23 protein-coding genes are annotated in these 23,709 nt (G+C 43.0%); 20 read left to right on the top strand and 3 right to left on the bottom strand.

Going from position 1 to position 23,709, the window contains the following annotated elements:
- Positions 1-38: 38 nt before the first annotated feature.
- The 3 genes from cyaB to H8716_RS10710 all read left to right on the top strand — a co-directional run bounded on the left by cyaB (position 39) and on the right by H8716_RS10710 (position 3,999).
- Positions 39-596, top strand: coding sequence for a class IV adenylate cyclase (gene cyaB / locus H8716_RS10720; RefSeq protein ID WP_249308828.1), 558 nt, complete (start codon positions 39-41; stop codon positions 594-596).
- Between the two features lie 135 nt (positions 597-731).
- Complete coding sequence (locus tag H8716_RS10715; protein WP_249308827.1) at positions 732-2,105, top strand: MATE family efflux transporter; 1,374 nt, start codon at positions 732-734, stop codon at positions 2,103-2,105.
- Between the two features lie 121 nt (positions 2,106-2,226).
- A complete protein-coding gene (locus H8716_RS10710) occupies positions 2,227-3,999 on the top strand; it encodes an ABC transporter ATP-binding protein (RefSeq protein WP_249308826.1) in 1,773 nt (590 codons plus the stop codon).
- Between the two features lie 37 nt (positions 4,000-4,036).
- Here the strand turns inward: H8716_RS10710 and H8716_RS10705 are convergent, their stop codons facing one another.
- The gene (locus tag H8716_RS10705; protein ID WP_249308825.1) at positions 4,037-5,164 is read right to left on the bottom strand and encodes a glycerate kinase family protein; all 1,128 of its coding nucleotides are present in this window, start codon (positions 5,162-5,164) and stop codon (positions 4,037-4,039) included.
- A gap of 150 nt (positions 5,165-5,314) precedes the next feature.
- On the opposite strand from H8716_RS10705, the gene H8716_RS10700 reads away from it, so the two are divergent.
- The 3 genes from H8716_RS10700 (at position 5,315) to H8716_RS17885 (ending at position 7,108) form a co-directional block, all read left to right on the top strand.
- Positions 5,315-6,217, top strand: coding sequence for a hypothetical protein (locus H8716_RS10700; RefSeq protein ID WP_249308871.1), 903 nt, complete (start codon positions 5,315-5,317; stop codon positions 6,215-6,217).
- An 18-nt stretch (positions 6,218-6,235) separates the two neighbouring features.
- Positions 6,236-6,673 carry a nitroreductase family protein gene (locus H8716_RS10695; RefSeq protein WP_330606585.1) on the top strand — a complete coding sequence of 146 codons (438 nt, stop codon included), beginning with the start codon at positions 6,236-6,238 and terminating at the stop codon, positions 6,671-6,673.
- 237 nt (positions 6,674-6,910) lie between these two features.
- Positions 6,911-7,108: a GNAT family N-acetyltransferase gene (locus tag H8716_RS17885; RefSeq protein ID WP_334299712.1), complete on the top strand. Its 198-nt coding sequence runs from the start codon at positions 6,911-6,913 to the stop codon at positions 7,106-7,108.
- Positions 7,109-7,157: 49 nt separating this feature from the next.
- Here the strand turns inward: H8716_RS17885 and H8716_RS10690 are convergent, their stop codons facing one another.
- Positions 7,158-8,519: an MATE family efflux transporter gene (locus H8716_RS10690; RefSeq protein ID WP_249308824.1), complete on the bottom strand. Its 1,362-nt coding sequence runs from the start codon at positions 8,517-8,519 to the stop codon at positions 7,158-7,160.
- A 103-nt stretch (positions 8,520-8,622) separates the two neighbouring features.
- Here H8716_RS10690 and H8716_RS10685 point away from each other — a divergent pair, with 103 nt between their 5' ends.
- The 11 genes from H8716_RS10685 (at position 8,623) to H8716_RS10635 (ending at position 19,813) form a co-directional block, all read left to right on the top strand.
- The gene (locus tag H8716_RS10685; RefSeq protein WP_249308823.1) at positions 8,623-9,303 is read left to right on the top strand and encodes a response regulator transcription factor; all 681 of its coding nucleotides are present in this window, start codon (positions 8,623-8,625) and stop codon (positions 9,301-9,303) included.
- On the top strand, positions 9,300-10,241 hold the full coding sequence (locus tag H8716_RS10680) for a sensor histidine kinase (RefSeq protein WP_249308822.1): 942 nt from the start codon (positions 9,300-9,302) through the stop codon (positions 10,239-10,241). Before H8716_RS10685 ends, H8716_RS10680 begins: the two co-directional genes overlap by 4 nt.
- Before the next feature lie 90 nt (positions 10,242-10,331).
- On the top strand, positions 10,332-11,102 hold the full coding sequence (locus H8716_RS10675) for an ABC transporter ATP-binding protein (protein ID WP_249308821.1): 771 nt from the start codon (positions 10,332-10,334) through the stop codon (positions 11,100-11,102).
- A complete protein-coding gene (locus tag H8716_RS10670; protein WP_249308820.1) occupies positions 11,092-13,098 on the top strand; it encodes an ABC transporter permease in 2,007 nt (668 codons plus the stop codon). The genes H8716_RS10675 and H8716_RS10670 overlap by 11 nt, the downstream gene beginning before the upstream one ends.
- A 151-nt stretch (positions 13,099-13,249) precedes the next feature.
- Positions 13,250-13,852 (top strand): ECF transporter S component, encoded by a 603-nt coding sequence (locus H8716_RS10665; protein ID WP_249308819.1) that lies wholly within the window; start codon positions 13,250-13,252, stop codon positions 13,850-13,852.
- Positions 13,852-14,616, top strand: coding sequence for an energy-coupling factor transporter transmembrane component T family protein (locus H8716_RS10660; protein ID WP_249308818.1), 765 nt, complete (start codon positions 13,852-13,854; stop codon positions 14,614-14,616). Before H8716_RS10665 ends, H8716_RS10660 begins: the two co-directional genes overlap by 1 nt.
- Positions 14,616-16,271, top strand: a complete 1,656-nt coding sequence (locus H8716_RS10655; protein WP_249308817.1) for an ABC transporter ATP-binding protein — start codon at positions 14,616-14,618, stop codon at positions 16,269-16,271. The genes H8716_RS10660 and H8716_RS10655 overlap by 1 nt, the downstream gene beginning before the upstream one ends.
- Positions 16,268-16,834, top strand: a complete 567-nt coding sequence (locus H8716_RS10650) for a transcription repressor NadR (protein ID WP_249308816.1) — start codon at positions 16,268-16,270, stop codon at positions 16,832-16,834. The genes H8716_RS10655 and H8716_RS10650 overlap by 4 nt, the downstream gene beginning before the upstream one ends.
- Complete coding sequence (locus H8716_RS10645; RefSeq protein ID WP_249308815.1) at positions 16,831-17,718, top strand: PfkB family carbohydrate kinase; 888 nt, start codon at positions 16,831-16,833, stop codon at positions 17,716-17,718. The genes H8716_RS10650 and H8716_RS10645 overlap by 4 nt, the downstream gene beginning before the upstream one ends.
- A gap of 201 nt (positions 17,719-17,919) precedes the next feature.
- Positions 17,920-19,065 (top strand): aldo/keto reductase, encoded by a 1,146-nt coding sequence (locus H8716_RS10640; RefSeq protein ID WP_249308870.1) that lies wholly within the window; start codon positions 17,920-17,922, stop codon positions 19,063-19,065.
- Positions 19,066-19,078: 13 nt separating this feature from the next.
- Complete coding sequence (locus tag H8716_RS10635) at positions 19,079-19,813, top strand: nitroreductase family protein (protein WP_249308813.1); 735 nt, start codon at positions 19,079-19,081, stop codon at positions 19,811-19,813.
- Positions 19,814-19,907: 94 nt separating this feature from the next.
- Here H8716_RS10635 and H8716_RS10630 read toward each other — a convergent pair whose 3' ends face one another.
- On the bottom strand, positions 19,908-20,654 hold the full coding sequence (locus tag H8716_RS10630; RefSeq protein WP_249308812.1) for a GntR family transcriptional regulator: 747 nt from the start codon (positions 20,652-20,654) through the stop codon (positions 19,908-19,910).
- 220 nt (positions 20,655-20,874) lie between these two features.
- On the opposite strand from H8716_RS10630, the gene udp reads away from it, so the two are divergent.
- From udp to deoC, 3 genes are all read left to right on the top strand, one after another.
- Positions 20,875-21,657: a uridine phosphorylase gene (gene udp / locus H8716_RS10625; RefSeq protein WP_249308810.1), complete on the top strand. Its 783-nt coding sequence runs from the start codon at positions 20,875-20,877 to the stop codon at positions 21,655-21,657.
- Positions 21,658-21,729: 72 nt separating this feature from the next.
- Positions 21,730-22,923, top strand: a complete 1,194-nt coding sequence (locus H8716_RS10620) for a phosphopentomutase (RefSeq protein ID WP_249308808.1) — start codon at positions 21,730-21,732, stop codon at positions 22,921-22,923.
- Between the two features lie 12 nt (positions 22,924-22,935).
- Positions 22,936-23,604, top strand: coding sequence for a deoxyribose-phosphate aldolase (deoC, locus tag H8716_RS10615; RefSeq protein ID WP_249308806.1), 669 nt, complete (start codon positions 22,936-22,938; stop codon positions 23,602-23,604).
- Positions 23,605-23,709: the final 105 nt, after the last annotated feature.

Genomic DNA, 23,709 nt, shown 5'->3' with positions numbered 1-23,709 from the left:
ACAGGCGTTTTTGAACATTGAGATGAAAGCGAGCAGATATGAGTATTGAAGTAGAGATTAAATTAAAGATCCGTGACAGAGATAAGCTGATGGAAGACTTGCGTGCTATTGATTTTAAACAGGGAGATCTGGTATCAGAATCAGATATTTATTACACATCCAAGCATCATGATTTTGAAAAGATGGATGAAGCACTTCGGATTCGCAGCATTCGCAATTTATCCACAGGAGAAACATCTTCTGTGATTACGTTTAAGGGTGCTAAGACAGACAACTGCTCCATGACCAGAAAAGAACTGGAGACAGAAGTGGGAGATTCGGAGATTGCCAGAGAGATTTTGGAAAGTATCGGATTCACTCCGGTTCCGGCAGTGGAGAAAGAACGTCAGAATTTTTATAAACAAAAGATCACGGCCTGTGTGGACAGGGTAAAGAATCTGGGGGAGTACCTGGAATTGGAAAAGATTGTGGATGCGGAAGAAGAAAAAACAGAAGCATTGAAGGAACTGGAGGAAGTATTGCAAAGATTAGGCTATTCTATGGAAGATACGACAAGGATTTCTTATTTGAGCATGTTGATGAAAAAAGATTTATAATAATGATGCAAATAAAATGTTCAAAGGAGGATATAGCGATGAGTAAAAGACTGGTAGCATATTTCAGTGCAAGCGGAACAAAAAAGAAGACAGCGAAACTGGTTGCAGAGACAAAAAATACAGAGAGTGTGAGCTATGAGAAAAACAGATAGAAATAAAGATGAATTTTACCAGCAGATGATCCGACTGACGATTCCGATTATTATTCAGAATCTTTTAAGTGCAGCAGTGAATTCAGCAGATGTCATTATGTTGAATTATGTAGGACAGTCATCTATATCGGCGGTGTCTCTGGCAGCCAATTATTCCAATGTTTTATTTATGGTATATTATGGTCTGGGAACAGGGGCATCTCTTTTATGTGCCCAGTATTTTGGAAGGAATAACATAGATGCGATTCATGCCATAGAAGGAATTACTTTGCGGTTTTCATTGGCTATTTCGGGAATCGTTGCGTTATTTGCCTTTCTGATGCCGCAATATATGATGCAGCTTTTTACATCAGATCCAGAGCTGATTAGCATAGGTTCCTCTTATCTCAGAATCATGGGAATTACTTATCTGTGCTGGGGCGTGACAGAGGTGTATCTGTCGATTTTGCGCAGTGTGGGAAGAGTAACCGTCAGTATGGTACTGAATGTTCTGGCTTTTGGGATGAACATTATCCTGAATGCGGTATTTATTTTTGGATTGTTTGGTGCACCAAAGCTGGGAGTTGTGGGAGTGGCTATTGCAACGGCATCATCCAGAGCAGTGGAGCTCACTGGATGTTTTATCGTTTCCCTTTTCAGCAAAGATGTGAAGTTAAAGCTGTCCTATATGTTTATCCACAGCAAGGTATTGCTGAAAGACTTTATCCGTCTGTCTCTGCCGGCGCTGGGAAGTGATGTATCTTGGAGTGTGGGATTTGCCATGTATTCTGTGATACTGGGCCATCTTTCCACCGATGTGGTAGCTGCCAATTCTCTGGTTACCGTAGTGAGAAATATCGGTTCGGTATTCTGCTTTGCCATTGCCAGCTCGGGAACGATTCTGCTTGGCAATATCATGGGCAAAGGAGATCTGGAAAAGTCAAAAGAGTATGCATCCAGGATGCTGAAGATGACAGTCATCGCCGGAGCGGTCGGAGGACTGATAGTACTGACAGTGACACCGTTTGTTTTACATTTTGCGTCACTAAATGAAACAGCAATGCAATATCTTAAAATTATGCTGCTGATCAATACCTATTATATTATGGGATCTGCGGTGAATACGGCACTGATTGCCGGAGTATTCCGTGCAGGAGGAGATACCAGATTCGGGCTGATCTGTGATACCATCGATATGTGGTGCTATGCAGTGCCCCTGGGATTTCTTGTAGCATTTGTATGGAAGCTCCCGGTGCTTTGGGTATATTTTCTGCTGTGTACCGATGAATTTGTAAAATGGCCATGGGTATTTCACCATTACAGGCAGGGCAAGTGGGCACAGAATATTACGCGAGACGAGGTATTTGATGAAGCATAGCAGAAAGAGGCATTTTTCTTTTATGAAAGTGGAAAAATTTGGATTTTGTGATAGAATGAAATACAGTCTGGCGTTCAGAAATAAGAATTCCAGAAGAAAAAAGTAATTGAGGGATATGTATATGAACACAAATGAACACAAAAGAAGCACCTGGCATTTGATAAAGAGATTCTGGCCTTATGAAAGAAAGTATTTAAAAACAGTCCTGTTGGATCTTTTCTGTGCAGCACTGACCTGTCTCTGCGATCTGGTATTGCCGCTGATTTTGCGCACCATCACTAATCTGGCAATGACGGATCTGGCAGCGCTTACCGTATCGTTGGTACTGAAACTGACATTTCTGTATTTTGTACTCAGGCTGATTGATGCAGGAGCACAGTATTTCATGGCAGATATGGGACATGTGATGGGGGTCTATATTGAAACAGATATGAGAGAAGACGCCTTTGACCATCTGCTGAAGCTGGGCTATACCTATTATTCCAATACGAAGATTGGACAGATTATGGGGCGGATTACCAACGATTTGTTTGATGTAACGGAATTTGCCCATCATTGTCCGGAAGAGTTTTTTATTGCCGGATTGAAATTTGTGGTAAGCTTTATTATTTTATGTACGTATAATGTGGCGCTTACGGTGATTATTTTCGCATGCGTTCCGCTTATGACGGTAGTTTCCATCAAGCTGAATCATTGGCAGAGAGAGACATTCCGAAGACAGAGAGTGCAGATTGGGGAGTTAAATGCACAGATCGAAGATTCTCTTCTGGGAGAACGGGTGGTAAAGGCTTTTGCTGTAGAAGAACGGGAAAAAGCGAAATTTACCCGGGGCAATCAGGAATTTCAACATATCAAAAAGCTGACCTATAAGGCAATGGCGGCATTTCAGGCGTCCACAAGACTCTTTGATGGACTGATGTATTTGCTGGTTGTGCTGGGAGGAGGACTGTTCGTAATCCGTGGTGCAATCTCACCGGGAGATCTGGTAGCGTATGTGATGTACGTATCCACTCTGATTGCAACGATTCGAAGAATTGTGGAATTCGCAGAGCAGTTCCAGAGAGGTATGACAGGTATTGAGCGTTTTTTCGAGATTATGGATGCACCGATTGAGATTCAGGATGCACCGGATGCAGTGCCGCTCCAGTTGAAAGAAGGAGCCATTGATTTCAAAAATGTTTCCTTTGAGTATCCGGATGACCATAATCAGGTATTAAAGAATCTGTCTCTTTATATTGCACCGGGAGAACGCGTGGCATTGGTTGGATCATCCGGTGGCGGAAAAACAACCTTGTGCAATCTGATTCCAAGATTCTATGAGGTGACCAGTGGTGAGATCGATATTGATGGACAGAATATCAGCTCCGTGACACTGAAGAGCCTTCGGGCGGCTATCGGTGTGGTGCAGCAGGATGTCTATCTGTTCAGCGGAAGTGTGGCAGAGAATATTGCTTATGGGAAAACGGATGCCACTATGGAAGAAATCAGAGAAGCGGCCAGACTGGCAGGGGCAGATGAATTCATAATGGACTTAAAAGACGGCTATGATACCTATGTGGGAGAACGGGGGGTGAAGCTGTCCGGTGGGCAGAAACAGCGGATCTCCATAGCAAGAGTATTTTTAAAGAATCCGCGGATACTGATTCTGGATGAAGCAACCAGTGCACTGGATAATGAAAGTGAGCTGTTGGTGGGGCAGAGTCTGAATAAGCTGGCAAAAGGCAGAACGACGATTACCATAGCCCATAGATTGACAACCATTAAAGACTACGACCGGATTCTGGTACTTTCCGAGGACGGAGTAGAAGAAGAAGGAACACACGAAGAGCTGCTGGAGAAAAAGGGCAGCTATTACCGTTTCTGGAATCAATTGAATGAAGTAGTACTAAAATAGCAGATACAGAAAAAGGGACCGCACAGGTCCCTTTCGTTTAAAGCAGTCGGAATACCTGCTCGACAGTTGCAGTCAAATTTGCTCTTGCATTGGCAGGATCCACAGCTTCCTCTAATGTACAGACGCTTCGCAGGATCGGGAAGAACGCATCAATTCCCTCTTTATTACAGGCGGAAGCTTCTTTTGTAACACTTCCGGCAAATGCGATCACCTTTGCATGGTATTTCTTGGCTAGTCTGGCAACGCCTACAGGAGCCTTCCCCATGGCAGTCTGAAAATCCAGACAACCTTCTCCGGTAACTACAATGTCGGTATTTGGGAGTTCCTGTTCCAGTCTAACCGCATCCAGAATCAGTTTAATGCCGGGGGTCAGCGTTGCACCGATATAGGAGAGGAATGCGAATCCGAGACCTCCGGCGGCACCGGCGCCTGGAGTATCATGATAATCATTCCCAAGAGTCTCTGATGTGACCATGGCGAAATGCGTCATATCTTCATCTAACTGTTTTTTCATATTTTCAGTTACCCCCTTTTGCGGACCATACACATAAGTGGAGCCATTTTCACCACAAAGTGGATTATTTACATCACAGGCAACCTGAATATGGCATTCTTTTAAAAGTGGATTCAAACCGGAAACATCGATCTGTGCCACTCTTGCCAGAGCCTGTCCGCCTTCGCCGGTATCCTCCCCGTTTTCATCAAAAAAACGTACGCCAAGTGCTTTTAACATTCCGATGCCGCCGTCATTAGTGGCGCTTCCACCGATGCCAATGATGAAATTGCGGCAGCCCTTCTGGAGAGCGTCGTTCATCATTTCGCCGACGCCGTAGCTGGTAGCAAGAAGAGGATTTTTCTCTGCAGCCGGGACGAGCGTGATCCCAGCGGCGGATGCCATTTCCATAACGGCTGTATGACAGTCTGCAAGATATCCATAATAAGCATTAACCGGAGTGCCCATCGGACCGGTAACAGTCAGATCTATTCGTTTCCCGTTCATTCCTTCAATCAGGGCATCTGTCGTGCCTTCCCCGCCGTCAGCCAGTGGTTTTACAATCACTTCCGCATCTGGTTTTGCGGCAAGAACTCCATCTCTGATCGCCATACCGGCTTTTATAGAACTTAAACTTCCTTTTAATGAATCAATTGCTACGACAACTTTCATATGAAAAACCTCCTCAGTATTTCCTTTATTATAACGAAATAGTGTTTAGAATAAAATAAGAAATTATATTTGCACAGGTACTTTTTCTGTGTTACATTCAGTGTAATTAGATTATGTTATACGAATTATGCATGGGATGGGGTGAACAAAATAACAGATAAGAAGATATACTATCATCTTCCAGGATTATTTGAATTTTATGAACTTTATCGAGTCTTTCTGCCAGTATTCCGAGAGCACAGGGAATACTTTTATGATTGGTGCGAGATTGGGTCGATATACGGAGCACCATCTGACTGTATCTGGGGTGGAGGACGTACCTCGTTTGGAGATGCAGATCCACAAAAAGTGCTGGCATTAATGCAGGAATATAAGATATCTGCCAGACTGACATTCAGCAATTCACTTTTGAGGAAGGAACATCTGCAGGATCGGAAATGTAATGCATTATGTGAGTTGTTTGAAAAACAAACGGAAGTAAAAAATGGAGTGATTCTTCATTCAGAGTTGCTATTGGACTATTTGCAGAATATGTATCAAGATCTTTATTTTGTTTCTTCGACAACAAAAGTCTTGACTGATTTTCAACGGTTTCTGGAGGAAGTGAATCGGGAAGAATTCCGCTATGTCGTACCGGATTTTCGCCTGAACAAAATGTTTGACAAATTGAATCGGATGAGTGACAGCCAGAAAGAAAAAGTAGAATTCCTGTGCAATGAATGCTGCTGGTTTGGCTGCAAAGACAGAAAAGTCTGTTACGAATCCGTCAGCCGGAAAAATCTGGGAGAAAGCTGCCCGGAACATGATTGCCATGCACCTGGGGCAGAAGGCGGATATCTGTTTTCCAAAGCAATGACGAATCCAGGATTTATCAGTGTGGCAGACATCAAAGATGTGTATCGGCCGATGGGATTTTCTGATTTTAAGATCGAAGGCCGGGGGCTTGGAAGCGCACTGATTCTGGAATTCCTGTTATATTATATGACCAGACCGGAATATCAGATCCATGTCAGGGAAAAAATCTACCTGGATAATATGCTGGATCTTTTTTAACACCAATGAGAGGAAAAACTGGATAAGATTTTGGAAGCAGGACGTGTTGCTCCCACAGCAAAAAATCTTCAGGAACAGCATATTTATGTGGTACAGTCTGAGAACGGATTAGCTGCCATTGATAAAGTGACACCTTGCCGATATGGTGCACCGGTGGTTTTAGTGGTAGCTTATAATAAAAACAATGTATTTACTTATCCGGGTGAAAAAAGAGATTCGGGAATCGAGGATGCCAGCATTGTAGCAACACATATGCTGCTGGCAGCTTATAATGAAGGCGTTGACAGCTGCTGGATCAATTTTTTTAATCCAGATGAACTGGCACAGGCACTTAATCTTCCAGAAGACGAAGAAGTCCTGATGCTGCTGGATCTTGGAATTGCAGTAGAAGGAACAAAAGCACTTCCAAATCATAACAGCAGAAAAGAGCTGACAGAAACAGTAACCTATATGTAATAAAAAGTTCACCTTCAGGCAATGATCTACCAAAAGAACAGCCTGAAGGTGATTTTATATTCGAAAGTGGCTGTAAAGGCTATTTCGAGCCTAGGTGGTTCTTGTCAGCAATAATGCTGATATTTTATCAGTAGTGCACAGACTAAAGATTTATCAAGAATTGCTGAAATTTTTGTATTCAATAACAGAATCAATTATCTGCCAATATTCAAAGATGAATCCTATTCCTTCGGAGAATTGCAGGTAGTATCGTTCATAGAGCAGTATCTGAAAAGGAAAGAAGTATACCAGAACCTTTATGTATATGATGACGGACTAATCAGAGGATTCCTGCAAATGAAGGAAACAGAAATCTATAAGTTGTATATAGAACCATGTTTTCAGAGGGAAGGAATAGGTCATGAACTGATAGAATTGAAGAGAGAAACATCTTAAGATAATGGAAAACTGGGAATTGTGTACTGGGCTGGCCGTATGGAGAAGATTACTTCTCCATACGTTTCAGTTCCGGAAGTACAATGCACAGCATTGTGATAAAGCAGAGGCTTCCACCGATGATATTAGACACCGGTTCGGCCAGGAATACACCTCTGGTTCCCATGTGCAGTGCATATGGCATCAGATAGGTGAGCGGTACCACAATAAAGACTTTACGAAGCAGGGAGAAGAAGATCGCCTGCTTCTTTTTGTTCAGAGATTTGAATACAGTCTGGCCGATATACTGCAGATCCATGAAAATAAAGGCTGCAAAATACTGATTCAATGCCGGAATAGTGTCCTGAACCAGAGAAGTATCTGAAGTAAAGACGCGAATCAGAGTACCCGGAACCAGGATGATCAGACTCCACATCACAGCTGTATAAGCGAGAATCATCATGCCCAAAACCAGGATGGCCTTCCGCACCCGTGCTGGACGGACAGCACCGTAATTGTAGCTTAAGATAGGTGAAGTTCCTTCATTCATAGCATAGATTGGTGTCTCGACCAGCTGGCGTACACTGGATACAATTGTCATGACAGAAATGTAGATATCACCACCGGTAACGGAAAGCACGTTATTACAGCAGATCGTTACCAGGCTGTTGGTAATCTGCATGATAAATCCGGCAGTTCCCAGGCTGGTGATATTTTTTGCATAGCCCAGACATTTCGGAACTTCACTTTTATGAAGCAGTCTTACCTTTAGTTCTGATTTTCGGGTAAGGAAATAGAGGACAAAAACCGCGGACAGAACCTGCGAGATCACAGTTGCAATGGCAGCACCGCGAATGCCAAATCCCAGAACGAAAATAAACAGCGGATCCAGAAGCATATTAGCTACTGCACCGATGGCTACGGAGATCATACCGATGACAGAATAGCCCTGTGCATTAATAAAAGGATTCATACCTACGGATAACATGGATGGAAGTGTGCCGATCAGGTAAACCATCAGATACGGCAGAGCATAAGTCAGGGCTTCTGAAGATGCACCGAACAGGATTAAAAGCGGGCGGGCAAAACACAGACCAATCACCAGCAGGATCAGAGCACTGGCAGACAACATGGTGAAGGAAGTATTCATAATGCAGACTGCTTCCGGTTCTTTCTTTTTTCCTCTGTAAATAGAAAACAACGGAGCACCGCCGCTGCCGAACAGGTTGGCAAAGGCGGTGATAATGACAATCAGTGGAAAACACAGACCGACAGCGCCAAGGGCAGCCGTTCCCTCTCCGGGAATACGTGCAATGTAGATACGATCCACCACGTTATACAAGAGATTTAAAAGCTGGGCCACCAGCATGGGAAGACCAGCCCCCAAAATATTTCCAGTTATGGTTCCATTTTCAAAATCAATTCGTTTCATATAAATCATTCCTTTTTCTTTTCTTGCGCTGTTAGTATAGCAAGTGTTATGCTAGATGTAAATTGCGGATTTAAGAAAAAGATAAGCAGGGAGGGATGAAAAGTTGAATAAAGTATTGATCGTAGAAGATGATCCGGTGATTGCAAAGTCAGTGGCAGACCATCTCATGACCTGGCAGATGCAGGTCAGGTGTGCCAAAGACTTTGAAAAGATTGATGAGGAAGCAACCGATTTTCAGCCGGATATTATCATTATGGATATCAAGCTGCCTTATTATAATGGCTTTTATTGGTGTTCCCAGATCCGAAAAAATTCCAGGGTGCCGATTGTGTTCCTGTCCTCGGTGGATGATAATATGAATATTGTGATGGCAATGAACATGGGCGGGGATGATTTCATTTCAAAGCCCTTTGATCTGCAGGTACTTACGGCAAAGCTGCAGGCGGTGCTGCGCAGAAGTTATGGAGCAGACCTGACATCCCATACTCTGGAATGTGGGGAAGTATGTCTGAATCTGGATGACACCAGCGGATCTGTCAGTGGAAAAAGAGTGGAACTGACGAAGAATGAATTTCTGATACTAAAGACGCTGATGGAGAAACAGGGAAAAGTAGTCAGCAGGGAAACCATCATGGAGCGTCTGTGGGGAAATGATGAATTCGTGGATGATAATACATTGACGGTAAATGTGACCAGAATCCGCAAGAAGCTGGAAATGGCCGGTGTGAGAGATTTTATAGGAACAAAAAGAGGAATCGGATATATGGTGGGAAAAGAAGAATGAAAGTGAAAAATGGCAGAAAGCGGTTTGTGACAGAATATGCAGGTTTATTTTGTATGGAACCGGTCATAGTACTTACTACGTTCGGAGTGTCTGCCCTGTATAACATACCGACAGAGTATATGATATATCTGATTGCATTGAATATAGCAGTATGGCTGATGGTTCTCTGTATACAATACCGTTTTTTCAAAAAGAAAAACGAGGAATATCAGGAAGAGATAAGAAATCTACAGAGAAATCATCGGGAGGAAAATCAAAAATGGGAAAATTTACGGGAAAAACAGGACTTCTTTGCACTGTGGGCGCATCAGATCAAGACGCCTATTGCAGCGATGCATCTGTTATTGCAGTCAGAAGAAACAGATACCGCTGACTGTCGTCAGGAGTTATTTAAGATCGAAAATTATGTGGAAATGGCACTGAACTATCTGCGTTTTGAAGAGATGAGTAACGATTTGGTACTGGAACGGAATTCGTTGGAAGCACTGGTACGCCAGACGGTAAAAAAATATGCGTTTGTGTTTATTCATAATCATATTGCCATAAAGCTGGGGGATCTGGACTATCGTGTGCTTACGGATGAAAAATGGTTCTGTTTTGTACTGGAACAGATATTATCCAATGCACTAAAATATACCAGACAGGGAAGCGTCACAATTTTTGCAGAAAAGGGCGATGAAGGAATACGCCTTACCATTCGTGATACCGGAATCGGAATCAGGAGTGAAGACCTGCCGAGAATCTTTGAAAAGGGTTTTACCGGATACAACGGACGGATGGATAAAAAGGCCAGTGGTCTGGGGCTGTATCTTTGCAAAGGAATCTGTGAGAAACTGGGACATAGGATCGAAGTATTTTCCACAGAAGGAAAAGGAACCGATATGTGTATCACAATGCCACAGGAGAATGTAAAATGGAAAGACCTTACAGAAATGTAAGATTACCATGAGGAAATGTAAGCCAGAAAAAGGGCAGCACATTTCCTTTTTTGTTATGATGATAAAAAAGAGAGATAAAGGAGATGCGAGATGGCAGTCTTAGAAGTAAATCATATCAAAAAAGTGTATAAAACACGTATGGGTGGTGAGGAGATCACTGCATTACGCGATGTTCATTTCAGTGTGGAAAAGGGAGAGTTTGTGGCGATCATGGGAGAATCTGGAAGTGGAAAGACAACATTGCTGAATATCCTGGCCAGTCTGGATACCCCAACGGTTGGAAAGGTTCTGGTGGGTGGCAAGGATTATAGCACGTTAAAGGATGATGAACGGGCGATTTTTCGGAGAACGAATCTAGGATTTATCTTTCAGGATTTTAATCTTCTGGATAATTTTACCATCGAGGATAATATCAGACTTCCTCTGGTACTGGCAGGAGAGAATCATAAAACGATGGATCAAAAAGTTGTACCGATGGCCAGGAGCCTTGGTATTGATCAGTTACTGAAGAAATATCCTTATGAAGTATCTGGCGGACAGAAGCAGAGAACGGCGGTAGCCAGAGCATTGATCACCAGACCGAGTATTTTGCTGGCTGACGAGCCGACCGGGGCACTGGATTCCCGTTCAACAACGAATCTGTTACAGCAACTTTGTGAGATCAACCGATCTGGGCAGACGATCCTTATGGTGACACATAGTAATGTGGCTGCCAGTTATGCCAGTCGTGTGATGTTCATCAAAGACGGGGAAGTGTTCCATCAGATCTATCGTGGTGATATGACCAGAAATGAAATGCTGGATAAGATCTTTGATGCGGTAACGGTATTGATGAGAGGGGGAGAGGACAGTGAATCATAAGCTTTTAAATAAACTCGTATTTCGTGGTATGCAAAAAAATAGAAAAACCCTGATTCCCTTTCTGATGGCAGGAACATTTACCGTTATGATTTTTTACATTTTACAGTCTCTGGCCTATTGCCCTTATATTTACTACAAAGGGGTAGAAGCCTTTTATGGGGCGCAGACAATTGCCATTATTTTGGATATAAGCAGTCAGATCACTGCAGTATTTTCCGTGCTGTTTTTATTTTATGCGAACCAGTTTCTGATTAAAGGACGGAAAAAAGAAATGGGACTTTACGGTGTCCTTGGGATGTCCAAAAAGAATATTACTTATATTATGACAGCAGAAACGATCCTATATGCGCTGATCTCTATGGCAGTGGGAATGATGACAGGCACCTTTTTGAACAAACTGATGCTGTTAATGCTGTATAAAATTATAGGGCAGAGACCGGTAGAAGGACTGTTTTTTTCCACAAAAGCATTTGGAAATACCATGATGTTGTTTGGTATCATTTTTGCATGTTGTCTGCTGCACAATGTAAGATCCATTCGTGTGGGAAATCCGATCACCTTATTGCAGAGCAATCATACAGGAGAAAAAGAACCGAAGGTAAAGATAGGGATTTTTTTACTTGGCGTGGTGACACTGGCAGCAGGATATTATCTGGCACTTACGGCCAAAACGGCCAGTGAGGCTATAAGCTCACTGTTTATCAGTATCTTACTGGTGGTACTTGCTACCTATTGTCTGTTTACCGCAGGGAGTATTTTTATACTGAAACGACTGAAAAAGAATCCGAAGTTTTATTATAAAACGAAAAATTTTATCAGTGTGTCTAATCTGATGTTCCGAATGAAGCATAATGCAGCAGGACTGGCATCCATCTGTATCTTATCTACTGGCGTGATTTTGCTGCTGACTTGTGGATGCTCTTTGATGATGTTGGGAGAAAAAAATATCAACAGACTGTATCCAACTGATGTGAAAATAGAATCGAAAGTGACAGGAGTAGAACAGGGACAGCGGGAGATTACACAGATCAGAAGTGCACTGAAGGAATCTGGAATTCAGACATCAGAAGAAGTATACCGACAGTACAAGACAATCATGCTGCGAAAGGATGGACAAAAGCAGACATATGCGGATCCGGATATGATGTATACCGATATGGGATCCTGCATTGATACCTATCTGCTTTCTATGGATGATTACAATAAATATGTGGGAACCAATGAGAAACTGTCAGAAGATCAGGTGTTGATTTATAATTCAGATAAAGAATGGAAAAGCGGAGAAGTGCTGGATTTCCTTGGAAAAAAGTATGCGGTGGCAGGCAATGTGGACTACCGGGTCACATCCTATGTGCTAGACTCCACCATGTCGCTGTTTGAATCAGAAATTTTGGTATTTGCCAGTGAAGCACAGATCAACGGTTTCCTGGAACAGGTCGGACAGCAGGAGGATGAAGATTATAATGTATATATTGGATACCAGACAAATGGAGCTTTAAGTAAGGAGCAGCAGGAGTTATTCACACAAAATGTCAATGCAGTACTTACAGATGTGGAAATCCATTTTAAGGCAGAAGAAAGACACTTTTTCTATAATATTTATGGAGGAGCTTTCTTTGTGGGAATTTTCCTGGCCATGCTGTTCCTGATGGCCACGGTGCTGATCATTTATTACAAGCAAATGTCGGAAGGATATGAGGATCAGAGGCGTTTCCAGATCTTATCCAATGTGGGACTGACAGAAAAGGAAGCCAGAAAGTCCATTCAGACCCAGGTAAAACTGCTGTTTTTTCTGCCGGTTGGAGCAGCAATGCTTCATATGATGGTAGCCAGTAATGTGATTCGTCTGTTTTTACGGATGGTGCTTGTGGTAGATGCAAAGACTTTTGGAATGGCGATTGCAGCGGTGAGCATAATATTTTTACTGGTATATATCCTGGTGTATCACATTACTTCAAGGACATATTATAAAATCATTCACACAAAATCATGCTGATGCATGATTTTTGTGCGTTATAGTTGACTTTTCTTACAATCAGGTGTAAAGTAGCTGTTAGGTCTGGTGTCTTGTCAACTAAAATGACAGATACCAAATAAATAAAGACCGTGTGAAAGTGCAAATTGCACAAACGGAAAGGGAAAGTAAAATGGGAAAGATTTTTAAAACAAAACTGACGACAGCTACTATCGTCTTAATTCCGGCATGTATCGGAATTAACTATCTGGGAAAACTATTTGCATCCCTCTTAAAGCTTCCACTCTGGCTGGACAGTATCGGAACCTGTATCGGAGCATGCCTTGGAGGACCGGTGATCGGAGCTATTTGTGGAGCGGCCAATAACCTGATCTATGGACTGACCACAGGTGATAACATTACATTGATTTATGCGATTACCAGCTTAGGCATTGGTCTGGTGGTAGGTATTCTTGCAAGAATGGGATTTATGAAGACATTTCCGAAGTCCTTTATATGTGCACTGGGCGGCGGTCTGGCAGCTGTATGTATCTCCACACCACTGAACATTCTGTTCTGGGGTGGCACAACCGGTAATGTATGGGGTGATGCTTTATTTGCAGCCACACAGGCATCTGGAATGTCAGTAGGACTTGGATCTTTCTTAGATGAGATCGTGGTAGATGTGCCGGATAAGATCATTACCATTATTATTGTATACCTTATTGTAAAGGGACTGCCGAAGAAACTAACAGCGTTATATGATGTAAATGCAGAGACAGAGAGATTAGATTAATGAAGAGTATCAGTTTATATGTAGAGAAAGGGTCATGGCTGAACAAGCTGCACCCGTATACCAAGTTATTATATATTCTGACAGCAATTATGATTCCATTGACAGGGGGAAAGCTTTGGCTTTTCCCTGTTATGATTGTAAGCAGCTTGATCTTACTGCTCAGTGGAAAAATTATAAAGAGAGCACTGCCGTTGGTAGGGTTCTCTTTTACCTTAATTGTTGTCATATTTTTGATTCAGGGACTTTTTAATCATGACAATGAAACGGTCTTATTTTCCATCGGGTGGATCACTTTTTACAAAGAAGGAACGCTTTTTGCAACCAGAATCGGCTGCAATATTCTGAATATGCTTTTGGCTTTCGGCGTGTTTGTCCTGACCACTTCTCCACAGGATCTGGTGGACGAACTGGAAAAAAGTGGATTTTCTCCCAAATTTGGTTATGTGATCAATTCTGTTTTCCAGATTCTACCACAGATGATGGCAACAAAAGATACGATCACGGATGCCCAGAGAAGCCGTGGGATGGAGACGGACGGCAATCTTCTGGTAAGAATGAAGGCATTTCTGCCACTGATTTCTCCGGTAGTGATGAGTTCTCTGATCAATACCAGAGAACGTGCCATTGCATTGGATGTGCGGGGATTTGGAAGAAAACAGAAGAAGACCTGGCTGTATGACCGACCAAAATACAAATGGGATCCGGTGGCTCGGATCATTCTTGTAGCACTTATGATAATCACCATTGTCTGGAGGGTACTGTAATGTCGATGATAATGATTGAGAATCTGAAATATAAATATCCAGGCACGGACCATCTGGCACTTGATGGGATCAGTCTTTCCATTGAAAAAGGAGAATTTATCGGAATTATCGGACAGAATGGTGCAGGAAAAAGTACGCTGTGTCAGGCAATGGTAGGGCTGGTTCCACAGTTTTACCATGGAGCTTACGGCGGCGCTGTAAGGGTAAAGGAACGTCTGGCAGAGCAGGTACCAGTGCAGGAATTGTGTGAGGATGTAGGTCTGATCTTTCAGAATCCATTTAACCAGCTCTCTGGTGCAAGAGATACGGTTTATGGCGAAGTGGCATTTGGACTTCAGAATCTGGGAATCGAACGGGAAGAGATGAAGAGTCGTATCGAAAAAGTGTTAAAACAGTTGGATATCTGGCAGTATCGTGACCGCAATCCTTTTGATTTATCCGGAGGACAGATGCAGAGAGTGGCAATTGCCAGTATTCTTGTGATGCAGCCTGAAGTCATGATCTTAGATGAACCAACTTCCCAGTTGGATCCAGAAGGGACAGAAGAGGTATTTCGTGTGGTAGATCAGCTTTCCAAGACGGGAAAGACGATCATTATGGTGGAACAAAAGCTGGAAAAGATGGCAAAATACTGTGACAGATTGATTTTGATGCAGGCTGGTAAAGTAGTGGATTTTGATACACCGGAAAAGATCTTTGCAAGGGACGACTTAAACGAGATAGGGATTCAGCTGCCGGCCTTCGTACGTATCAGCAAACAATGTGGCTTGTCCAATCCGGATGGTACCCATCCGGTTACGCTTGAGTCAATGATCGCATTATATGAGCAGCAAAGCGATAAGGAGAATCTGCCACAGAAATTAAAACCTGAAATGAAACAGACAGTCCGAACACAAAGCTCAAAAGAATTGTTTCGGATGGAAGATATTTCTTTTTCCTATCAGAAGCATGTTCCGGTGTTGGATCATTTGAATCTGTCTTTCGATCAGAGAACGACAGCCATCATAGGACAAAACGGTGCGGGAAAAACCACATTGGTTCGTCTGTTAAAAGGCTTACTGAAGCCGGTTTCCGGAACCGTGTATTTCGGCGGAGAGGATATTTCCAAAAAGACAGTAGCCATGCTGGCGGGAAAAGTGGGATATGTATTCCAGAATCCGGATGATCAGATCTTCAAATACAATGTGCTGGATGAAGTCATGTTTGGCCCTCTGAATATTGGAATGTCGCAGGAAGAGGCGAAAGAGAAGGCCGAGAAAGCTCTGGAGATGATGGGACTGTCCGGAAAAGAAAAAGAGAATCCTTATGATCTGGAGATGTATGAGCGAAAAATGGTAGCTATTGCATCGGTAGTGGCCATGGATACCGATGTGGTGATTCTGGATGAGCCGACGATCGCACAGGACTATCCGGGGAAAAAGAGAATCGGAGATATGATTGCCAGCCTGGCTGAAAATGGAAAACTGGTGATTGCGATTCTTCATGATATGGATTTTGTAGCGGAGAGATTTGAACGGGTGATTGTCATGGCACATGGAACGATCCTGGCAGACGGAACTTCGGAAGAAGTATTCGCTCAGGATGCAATACTGAAAGAAGCCAGATTACAGAAACCATATATGACACAGTTAATGGAGAGGTTTGCTAGAAAATGAATGGACGAGAAAGAAGAAATAAAATCATTCAGATGCTGTCGGAGAGCAGTGAGGCGCTTTCTGGAAAAGAACTGGCAGGAATATTAGATGTAAGCAGACAGGTAATTGTACAGGATATTGCACTTTTGCGGGCACAGGATCATGAAATTCTTTCGACCAATCAGGGATATTTGCTTACAGGTGAGAAAAAGATCAGCCGGGTATTCAAAGTCGTTCACAGTGACAAAGAAGTGGAAGAGGAACTGAAGCTGATCGTGGATTATGGTGGACATGTGGAAGATGTGTTTGTATATCATAAGATCTATGGAATTGTCCGCGCTGACCTTCATATTGCCAGCAGGAACGATATCAAAGAATTTCTGGGAGACCTGAAAAACGGACATTCTGCGTTGCTGAAAAACATTACATCTAATTATCATTATCATACGGTAAGTGCACCATCTGAAAAACTCCTGGATCTGATTCAAGGCAAGCTGCAGGAAAGCGGATTCCTTGCGGAATTGAAAGATTACGAACCAATTAATTTCTGGGAGAAGGAGACAAAGGAAAAGGATAAAGAATGAAGAAAGTAAGAATTTTAGGAATCGGTGTGGCCACGCTGGACATTTATGTCAATCAGGGGCGGATGTATCCGGGCGGAAATGAATATAATGTAGCGTGTAATGCTGCAAGCCTGGGTGCTGAAGCCGGATTCCTTGGTGTTTTTGCAAAGAATCCTGCAGGTGAACTTCTGGAACAGACTCTGAAAGAAAGGGATATCTGTCTTACCATGTGTCGCCATGAAGAAGGATCCAGTGGTTATAGTCTGGTGGAACTGAAAGAAGATGGAGATCGTGTTTTCCTGGAATGGAATCAGGATGGGGTGACAGAACGTTATCCGATTGAATTTACCAAAGAGGAATTAGACTATATTCAAAGCTATCAGGCAGTCAGCGTGGGAAGATGTGCTTCGGTTGCAGTGGAAAAGATTCGAAAAATGAAAGAGTATGGAATTAATGTGTGCTATGATTTTCATGAAATCTATACCGAAGAAGATATCAGAGAGATTGCACCGTTGCTTCGCTATGCGTTCTTTTCCTGCAGTCATCTGACAGAAGAAGAGATCCGACATAATCTGAAGGTTGCGGTAGAACAGGGAGCAGGAATTGCCATAGGAACCAGAGGACCACTGTCCGTCTTCGCCTATGACGGAAAACGGTACTATGAACAGGAAGCCTGTAAGGTGGAAGAAGTAAAAGATGCCCTGGGAGCAGGAGATTCTTTTATCGGAGCCTTTCTGGTGAACTATCTGCAGTACGATGAATGGACAGAAGAAGAACGCATCTCCTATGCATTAAAACAGGCCGTGGAGCATGCAGCATCCGTGATCCAGGTGGAAGGAAGCATCGGCGTTGGATACGATGTGGAAGCAGACCAGGTAAAAGAAATGGTCGGAATGGGAATTTAGTGAAGGAATAGTGAAAAAATAGTGGAGTTTTAATGAAAAAACATTCCCTTTTGGATATAATAAAAGATGCCAGAAGGGAGTGTTTTTATTTATGATAAAGCCTGTATTATCAAATGAAATGCTAAAATATATTACAGAAATAGAGAAAAATAGGTAGACAATAAACTACACGCAGAAAGGATAAGGTGAATGAGAGCGACAATGAAGTATCGTACATTAGGAAAAACAGGACTGATGGTAAGTGAAATTGGTTTCGGTGGTGAATGGCTGGAACGTCATCCGGAAGAGGAAGGCGTAGAACTGATCCGCTATGCATCCTCAAAAGGAATCAACATTCTTGACTGTTGGATGCCGGATCCAAAATCCAGAGACATTATCGGAAAAGGAATCAAGGAAAATCGTAGTCAATGGTTTATTCAAGGACATATTGGTTCTACATGGAAGGATGGACAGTATTACCGGACAAGAGAGATGGAGTATGTACGTCCGGCATTCGAAGATCTGTTAAAAAGAATGCAGACAGATTACATAGATCTTGGCATGATTCATTATGTGGATTCTGAGGAAGAGTGGGAACAGATTCAGCATTCTGAGTATCTGGACTATGTGATGGAGTTAAAAGAAAAAGGAATCATTCATCACATCGGCATGAGCTCTCATAATCCAAAGGTGGCAAAAAAGGCAGCAGAATCAGGTTACGTAGAGATGATTCTTTTCAGTATCAATCCGGCGTTCGATATGCTGCCGGCCAGTGACAATATTGATACCATGTTTGCAGATGAGTTTGACAGCGGACTGAAGGGAATCGATGCGGATCGTGCGTTACTATACCGCACCTGTGAAGAAAATCAGGTGGGAATTACCGTGATGAAGGGATTTGCCGGAGGAAGATTATTTGATGAAAAGAGATCCCCATTTGGAGTTAGCCTGACTCCGGTACAATGTATTCATTATGCATTGACTACCCCTGCAGTCTGTTCCATTATGTGCGGATATGACACGAAAGAGCAGGTAGATGCGGCAGTGGCCTATGAGAGAGCATCAGAAGCTGAGAAAGATTATGCATCTGTACTGACAAGTGCGCCGCTTCATTCCTGCAGAGGTGAGTGTACCTACTGTGGACACTGCAAGCCATGTGTGGTAAATCTGGATATAGCCATGATTAATAAATTCTATGATCTGGCAACCATGCAGCCGGAAGTGCCGGCAACGATTCAGGCACATTATGAGGCACTGGAACACAAAGCATCTGAATGTATCGGATGCCAGTCCTGTGAAACACGCTGTCCATTTGGTGTGCCGATTGCAGAACGGATGGAGAAGACTGCAAAATTATTTGGATGCTGATAGGGGAGATAATATGAATTCAATTATGGAAAGTTTATATCACAGAAAATCTGTGAGAGTCTATGAGGATAGACCTGTGTCTGATGAACTCAAAAATGAGATTTTAGATGCAGCCATGCAGGCTCCGTCAGCAGGATGTCAGCAATTGTATACAATTTTAGATATTACGGATCAGAATTTGAAAGATGCACTTGCGGAAACTTGTGATCATCAGCCGTTTATCGCAAAGGCACCGGTGGTATTGGTATTTTGTGCGGATTGCAGGAAATGGTATGATACTTATCTGGAAGCAGACTGCGAGCCAAGATTGCCTGGAGCAGGAGATCTGATGCTGGCAGTGACAGATGCGGTGATTGCGGCGCAGAATGCAGTAGTAGCGGCAGAAAGTCTGGGACTTGGCTCCTGCTATATTGGAGATATCATGGAGAACTGCGAAGAACAACGCAGGCTATTGAAGCTGCCAGAATATGTTTTTCCGGCAGCCATGCTGGTATTTGGATGGCCAACACAGCAGCAGAAGGAACGACAGAAGCCACAGCGCTGTAAACGAAAATACATTGTACATGAAAACACTTACCACAGTATGAACGGCGAGGAACTGCGGGAAATGTTTGCGCATCAGTGTAAAAATCGGTCATTTGAAGAATGGTGTCAGGCATTTTGTCAGAGAAAGTATAATTCTGATTTTTCCAGAGAGATGACCAGATCAGTGGAAGAATACCTGAAGCAATTTCAAAAAACAGAATAGAATATATCAGATGTGAAATGACTCCCACCTCTGTAGTGGCGAGCAACAAATCAGTATCAGTGGTGGGAGTCAAAATGATGTGCAGCCGGTTCTTTTATATATAGAGATCAATTTTAAACAGATCACATGGAATATAATGTTTATTGGTCATGAGCAGCTGATGGTCCTGGTCATAGATATTCTCAAAAATCAGCAGGAAAGAATCATGGCTGGAGAGTTTATAGTTTTTCGCTGTAAAATTCCCGGAAGTGGAATAGGTGCAGCTGCGGTAAAAATGATGGCTTTCATCATAGCTGGTATACTCCAGGAATTCAAGAAGCTGCTGCTGATCATTTAAATCGATCTGAAGCCGGGCAATGACCTCAATCGGAATAAAACTTAAGGAATAGGCGATGGTTTTCTGCGCATGCTGATACCAGCGGTCTGCAACAACGACAGCTGCAGTATATTGTCCAAGGGTATCCAGCATGGACTCGGATGGCACTTCAATCCGAGAGTCCAGTTCCACATGATCCAGAGATTCGGTACAGTAGGCGTACATGGGATGAAGAGGCACCGTTTTTGCGGAGACAGTTCCTACGGATGCAGGAAGTGAGGTACGGGCAGACCGTACAAAGTTCCCTACACCTGGCACATTTTTTATCAGTCCGTCTTCAATCAGAAGCAGCAGTGCCTTACGCAGGGTCATGCGGCTGACATTCATGGAAGCGGCCAGAGTCGTCTCAGGAGGAAGCTGTGCTTCCGGTGGATAGGTACCGTTTTTGATCTGTTCATAGAGCTGGTCATATACTTTTACATGTTTTAATTTTTTAAGTTTAGACTTGTCTGTTTTTTCTGACATATAAAATCCTCTTGTATATCATTCTTATCTTATCATAAAAGGTAAAACAACAAATGTCAATCCTGGAAACACTTGTATAATTTGCACAAAATAAGCATATATTTTTTGTATGGTATTAGGAATTGAAGATATACAGGTATAGATATAATATAGACAATATAAGGAATAAAATTATACAGGTATAAAAATATGCAGAGATAAAGAAAGCGAGGAAGAAGTTATGCAGAACTATTCAGGAGAAGTTGGTTTACAGTATCATTTACAGATCAGACCTGGTGATGTGGGACGTTATGTGATTCTTCCGGGAGATCCAAAGAGATGTGAGAAGATTGCAAAGCATTTTGAGGATGCAAAGCTGGTTGCTGACAGCAGAGAATTTGTGACCTATACCGGTTATCTGGATGGAGAAAAGGTAAGTGTGACTTCTACCGGTATCGGTGGACCTTCTGCATCCATTGCCATGGAAGAACTGGTACTTTGCGGTGCAGATACGTTTATTCGCGTAGGTACCTGTGGGGGCATTGAACTGGATGTAAAGGGAGGCGATATTGTCGTAGCAACCGGTGCAGTGAGAATGGAAGGCACCAGCAGAGAATATGCACCGATTGAATATCCGGCAGTGGCAGATCTGGAGGTAGCCAATGCGCTGGCAGCAGCCTGTAAAGATCTAGGTTATACCTATCACACGGGTGTAGTACAGTGCAAGGATGCTTTTTATGGACAGCATGAGCCGGAGAGAATGCCGGTCAGCTATGAACTGCTCAATAAATGGGAAGCATGGAAACGTATGGGATGCAAGGCCTCTGAGATGGAATCCGCAGCGCTGTTTATTGTAGCTCAGCATTTAAGAGTACGTTGTGGTTCCAACTTCCTGGTAGTGGGAAATCAGGAAAGAAATGCACTTGGCATGGAAAATCCAATCGTACATGATACAGAAGCAGCTATCACAGTTGGCGTAGAAGCAATCCGTAAACTGATCAAAGCAGACCGCGAGAAAAAATAGGAAAGTTCTGGGATTTGTGGTAAAATGGATAGGGAAAGCAGTTGGAAAACGGATTAGAAGGATGGTGAAAAGATGAAGAAGTATAACCGGATTTTTACAATTGTCATTGATTCGCTGGGTGTTGGGGCAATGCCGGATGCTGCGCAGTACGGAGATGCCGGATGTGATACACTGGGACATATTGCAGAACGTACAGAGAACTTTCAGATTCCGAATCTGCAGAAGCTGGGAATGGCGAATCTTCATACCCTTCAGGGTGTGGAACCGGCAGAAAAGCCGCTTGCCTGCCATGGCAAGCTGAGAGAAGCCAGTAAAGGAAAGGATACCATGACCGGTCATTGGGAAATGATGGGACTTCAGATTACCACGCCGTTTCAGACATTTACTGAGCATGGATTTCCACCGGAGTTGATTTCGGAGCTGGAGAAACGTACCGGACACAAAGTAATCGGTAATAAAAGCGCCAGCGGAACTGCTATTCTGGATGAACTGGCAGAAGAGGAGATCGCTACAGGACATATGATTGTGTATACATCTGCAGATTCGGTATTACAGATATGCGGAAATGAAGAAACCTTCGGTCTGGATGAATTGTATCGCTGCTGTGAGATTGCCAGAGAACTGACTATGAAAGATGAATGGAAAGTAGGCCGTGTCATTGCAAGACCATACGTGGGCAGAAAAAAGGGTGAGTTCAAACGCACCAGTAACCGCCATGATTATGCTTTGAAACCATTTGGCAGAACAGCACTGAATGTATTAAAGGATGCAGGGCTGGATGTGATCTCGGTTGGAAAAATCTATGATATTTTTGATGGAGAAGGACTGACGGAGTCGAATAAGTCTAAGAGTTCTGTTCATGGGATGGAGCAGACTATCGAGATTGCAAAGCGAGACTTTCATGGTCTGTGTTTCGTGAATCTGGTAGATTTTGATGCACTCTGGGGACACCGCAGAAATGTAAAGGGATACGCAGAAGAACTGGAACGGTTTGATGCGAAACTTGGTGAATTCCTGAAAGAGTTAAAAGAAGATGATTTACTGATCATTACTGCAGACCATGGAAATGATCCAACCCATACCGGAACAGATCATACCAGAGAAAAGGTACCATTTCTGGCATACTCTCCATCCATGAGGGAAGGCGTGCATCTGAAAGAGACGGATACTTTTGCAGTGATCGGTGCAACAATCACGGATAACTTCGGCCTGAAAATGCCAGAAGGAACCATTGGAACCTCTATATTAGATAAAATTGCAAAATAGAAAGGGAAAAACATGAACACAAGTGATGTATTAAAAATTGTAGACCACACGCTGCTGGCTCAGACAGCAACCTGGGCACAGATCAAAGAGATCCTGGATGATGCCATGAAATATCATACTGCATCTGCATGTATTCCGGCAGCATACGTAAAGCAGGCCACAGAATATGTACAGGACAGATTGCCGATCTGTACGGTTATCGGATTCCCGAATGGTTACAGTACTACAGAGACGAAGGTATTTGAAGCCAAAAATGCCATTGAAAATGGCGCAAGTGAAATCGACATGGTGATCAATATCGGGTTTTTGAAAGACGGAAGATATGATGAAGTGGAAGAAGAGATTCGCAAAATTCACGAGGCTTGTGACGGAAAGATCCTGAAGGTTATTATCGAGACCTGTCTTCTGACAGATGAAGAGAAGATTAAGATGTGTGAACTGGTGACCAAAGCAGGGGCAGAATTCATTAAGACTTCTACTGGATTTTCTACAGCGGGAGCTACGTTTGCGGATGTGAAGCTGATGAAAGAACATGTGGGAGAAGGCGTAAAGGTAAAAGCGGCAGGAGGCATTTCTTCTTTTGATGATGCAGAAGAATTTATGCGCCTGGGCGCAGACCGACTGGGAACCAGCCGTCTGGTTAAGATTATGAAACAGACAGATAATGGTGCAGGATATTAATAAATAAGAGAGATAAACATAAAGGGACGCTATAGATTCAGATATAGTGTCTCTTTTTTAATATTTTGAAAGGAACTTTTTCCGTCAGGCTCGCATAGCATACCA

The sequence above is a fragment of the Jingyaoa shaoxingensis genome, assembly GCF_014385005.1.
Taxonomy (GTDB): domain Bacteria; phylum Bacillota; class Clostridia; order Lachnospirales; family Lachnospiraceae; genus Marvinbryantia; species Marvinbryantia shaoxingensis.
The sequence above is the reverse complement of the archived record's forward strand: the minus strand, read 5'-3'. Positions and strand labels throughout refer to the sequence as shown.

What these genes read in the sequence shown, in the direction of transcription:
- cyaB (WP_249308828.1), top strand. Translation starts at nt 39, where the DNA reads ATGAGTATTGAAGTAGAGATTAAATTAAAGATCCGTGACAGAGATAAG.
- H8716_RS10715 (WP_249308827.1), top strand. Translation starts at nt 732, where the DNA reads ATGAGAAAAACAGATAGAAATAAAGATGAATTTTACCAGCAGATGATC.
- H8716_RS10710 (WP_249308826.1), top strand. Translation starts at nt 2,227, where the DNA reads ATGAACACAAATGAACACAAAAGAAGCACCTGGCATTTGATAAAGAGA.
- H8716_RS10705 (WP_249308825.1), bottom strand. Translation starts at nt 5,164, where the DNA reads ATGAAAGTTGTCGTAGCAATTGATTCATTAAAAGGAAGTTTAAGTTCT.
- H8716_RS10690 (WP_249308824.1), bottom strand. Translation starts at nt 8,519, where the DNA reads ATGAAACGAATTGATTTTGAAAATGGAACCATAACTGGAAATATTTTG.
- H8716_RS10680 (WP_249308822.1), top strand. Translation starts at nt 9,300, where the DNA reads ATGAAAGTGAAAAATGGCAGAAAGCGGTTTGTGACAGAATATGCAGGT.
- H8716_RS10675 (WP_249308821.1), top strand. Translation starts at nt 10,332, where the DNA reads ATGGCAGTCTTAGAAGTAAATCATATCAAAAAAGTGTATAAAACACGT.
- H8716_RS10665 (WP_249308819.1), top strand. Translation starts at nt 13,250, where the DNA reads ATGGGAAAGATTTTTAAAACAAAACTGACGACAGCTACTATCGTCTTA.
- H8716_RS10660 (WP_249308818.1), top strand. Translation starts at nt 13,852, where the DNA reads ATGAAGAGTATCAGTTTATATGTAGAGAAAGGGTCATGGCTGAACAAG.
- H8716_RS10655 (WP_249308817.1), top strand. Translation starts at nt 14,616, where the DNA reads ATGTCGATGATAATGATTGAGAATCTGAAATATAAATATCCAGGCACG.
- H8716_RS10650 (WP_249308816.1), top strand. Translation starts at nt 16,268, where the DNA reads ATGAATGGACGAGAAAGAAGAAATAAAATCATTCAGATGCTGTCGGAG.
- H8716_RS10645 (WP_249308815.1), top strand. Translation starts at nt 16,831, where the DNA reads ATGAAGAAAGTAAGAATTTTAGGAATCGGTGTGGCCACGCTGGACATT.
- H8716_RS10640 (WP_249308870.1), top strand. Translation starts at nt 17,920, where the DNA reads ATGAAGTATCGTACATTAGGAAAAACAGGACTGATGGTAAGTGAAATT.
- H8716_RS10635 (WP_249308813.1), top strand. Translation starts at nt 19,079, where the DNA reads ATGAATTCAATTATGGAAAGTTTATATCACAGAAAATCTGTGAGAGTC.
- H8716_RS10630 (WP_249308812.1), bottom strand. Translation starts at nt 20,654, where the DNA reads ATGTCAGAAAAAACAGACAAGTCTAAACTTAAAAAATTAAAACATGTA.
- udp (WP_249308810.1), top strand. Translation starts at nt 20,875, where the DNA reads ATGCAGAACTATTCAGGAGAAGTTGGTTTACAGTATCATTTACAGATC.
- H8716_RS10620 (WP_249308808.1), top strand. Translation starts at nt 21,730, where the DNA reads ATGAAGAAGTATAACCGGATTTTTACAATTGTCATTGATTCGCTGGGT.
- deoC (WP_249308806.1), top strand. Translation starts at nt 22,936, where the DNA reads ATGAACACAAGTGATGTATTAAAAATTGTAGACCACACGCTGCTGGCT.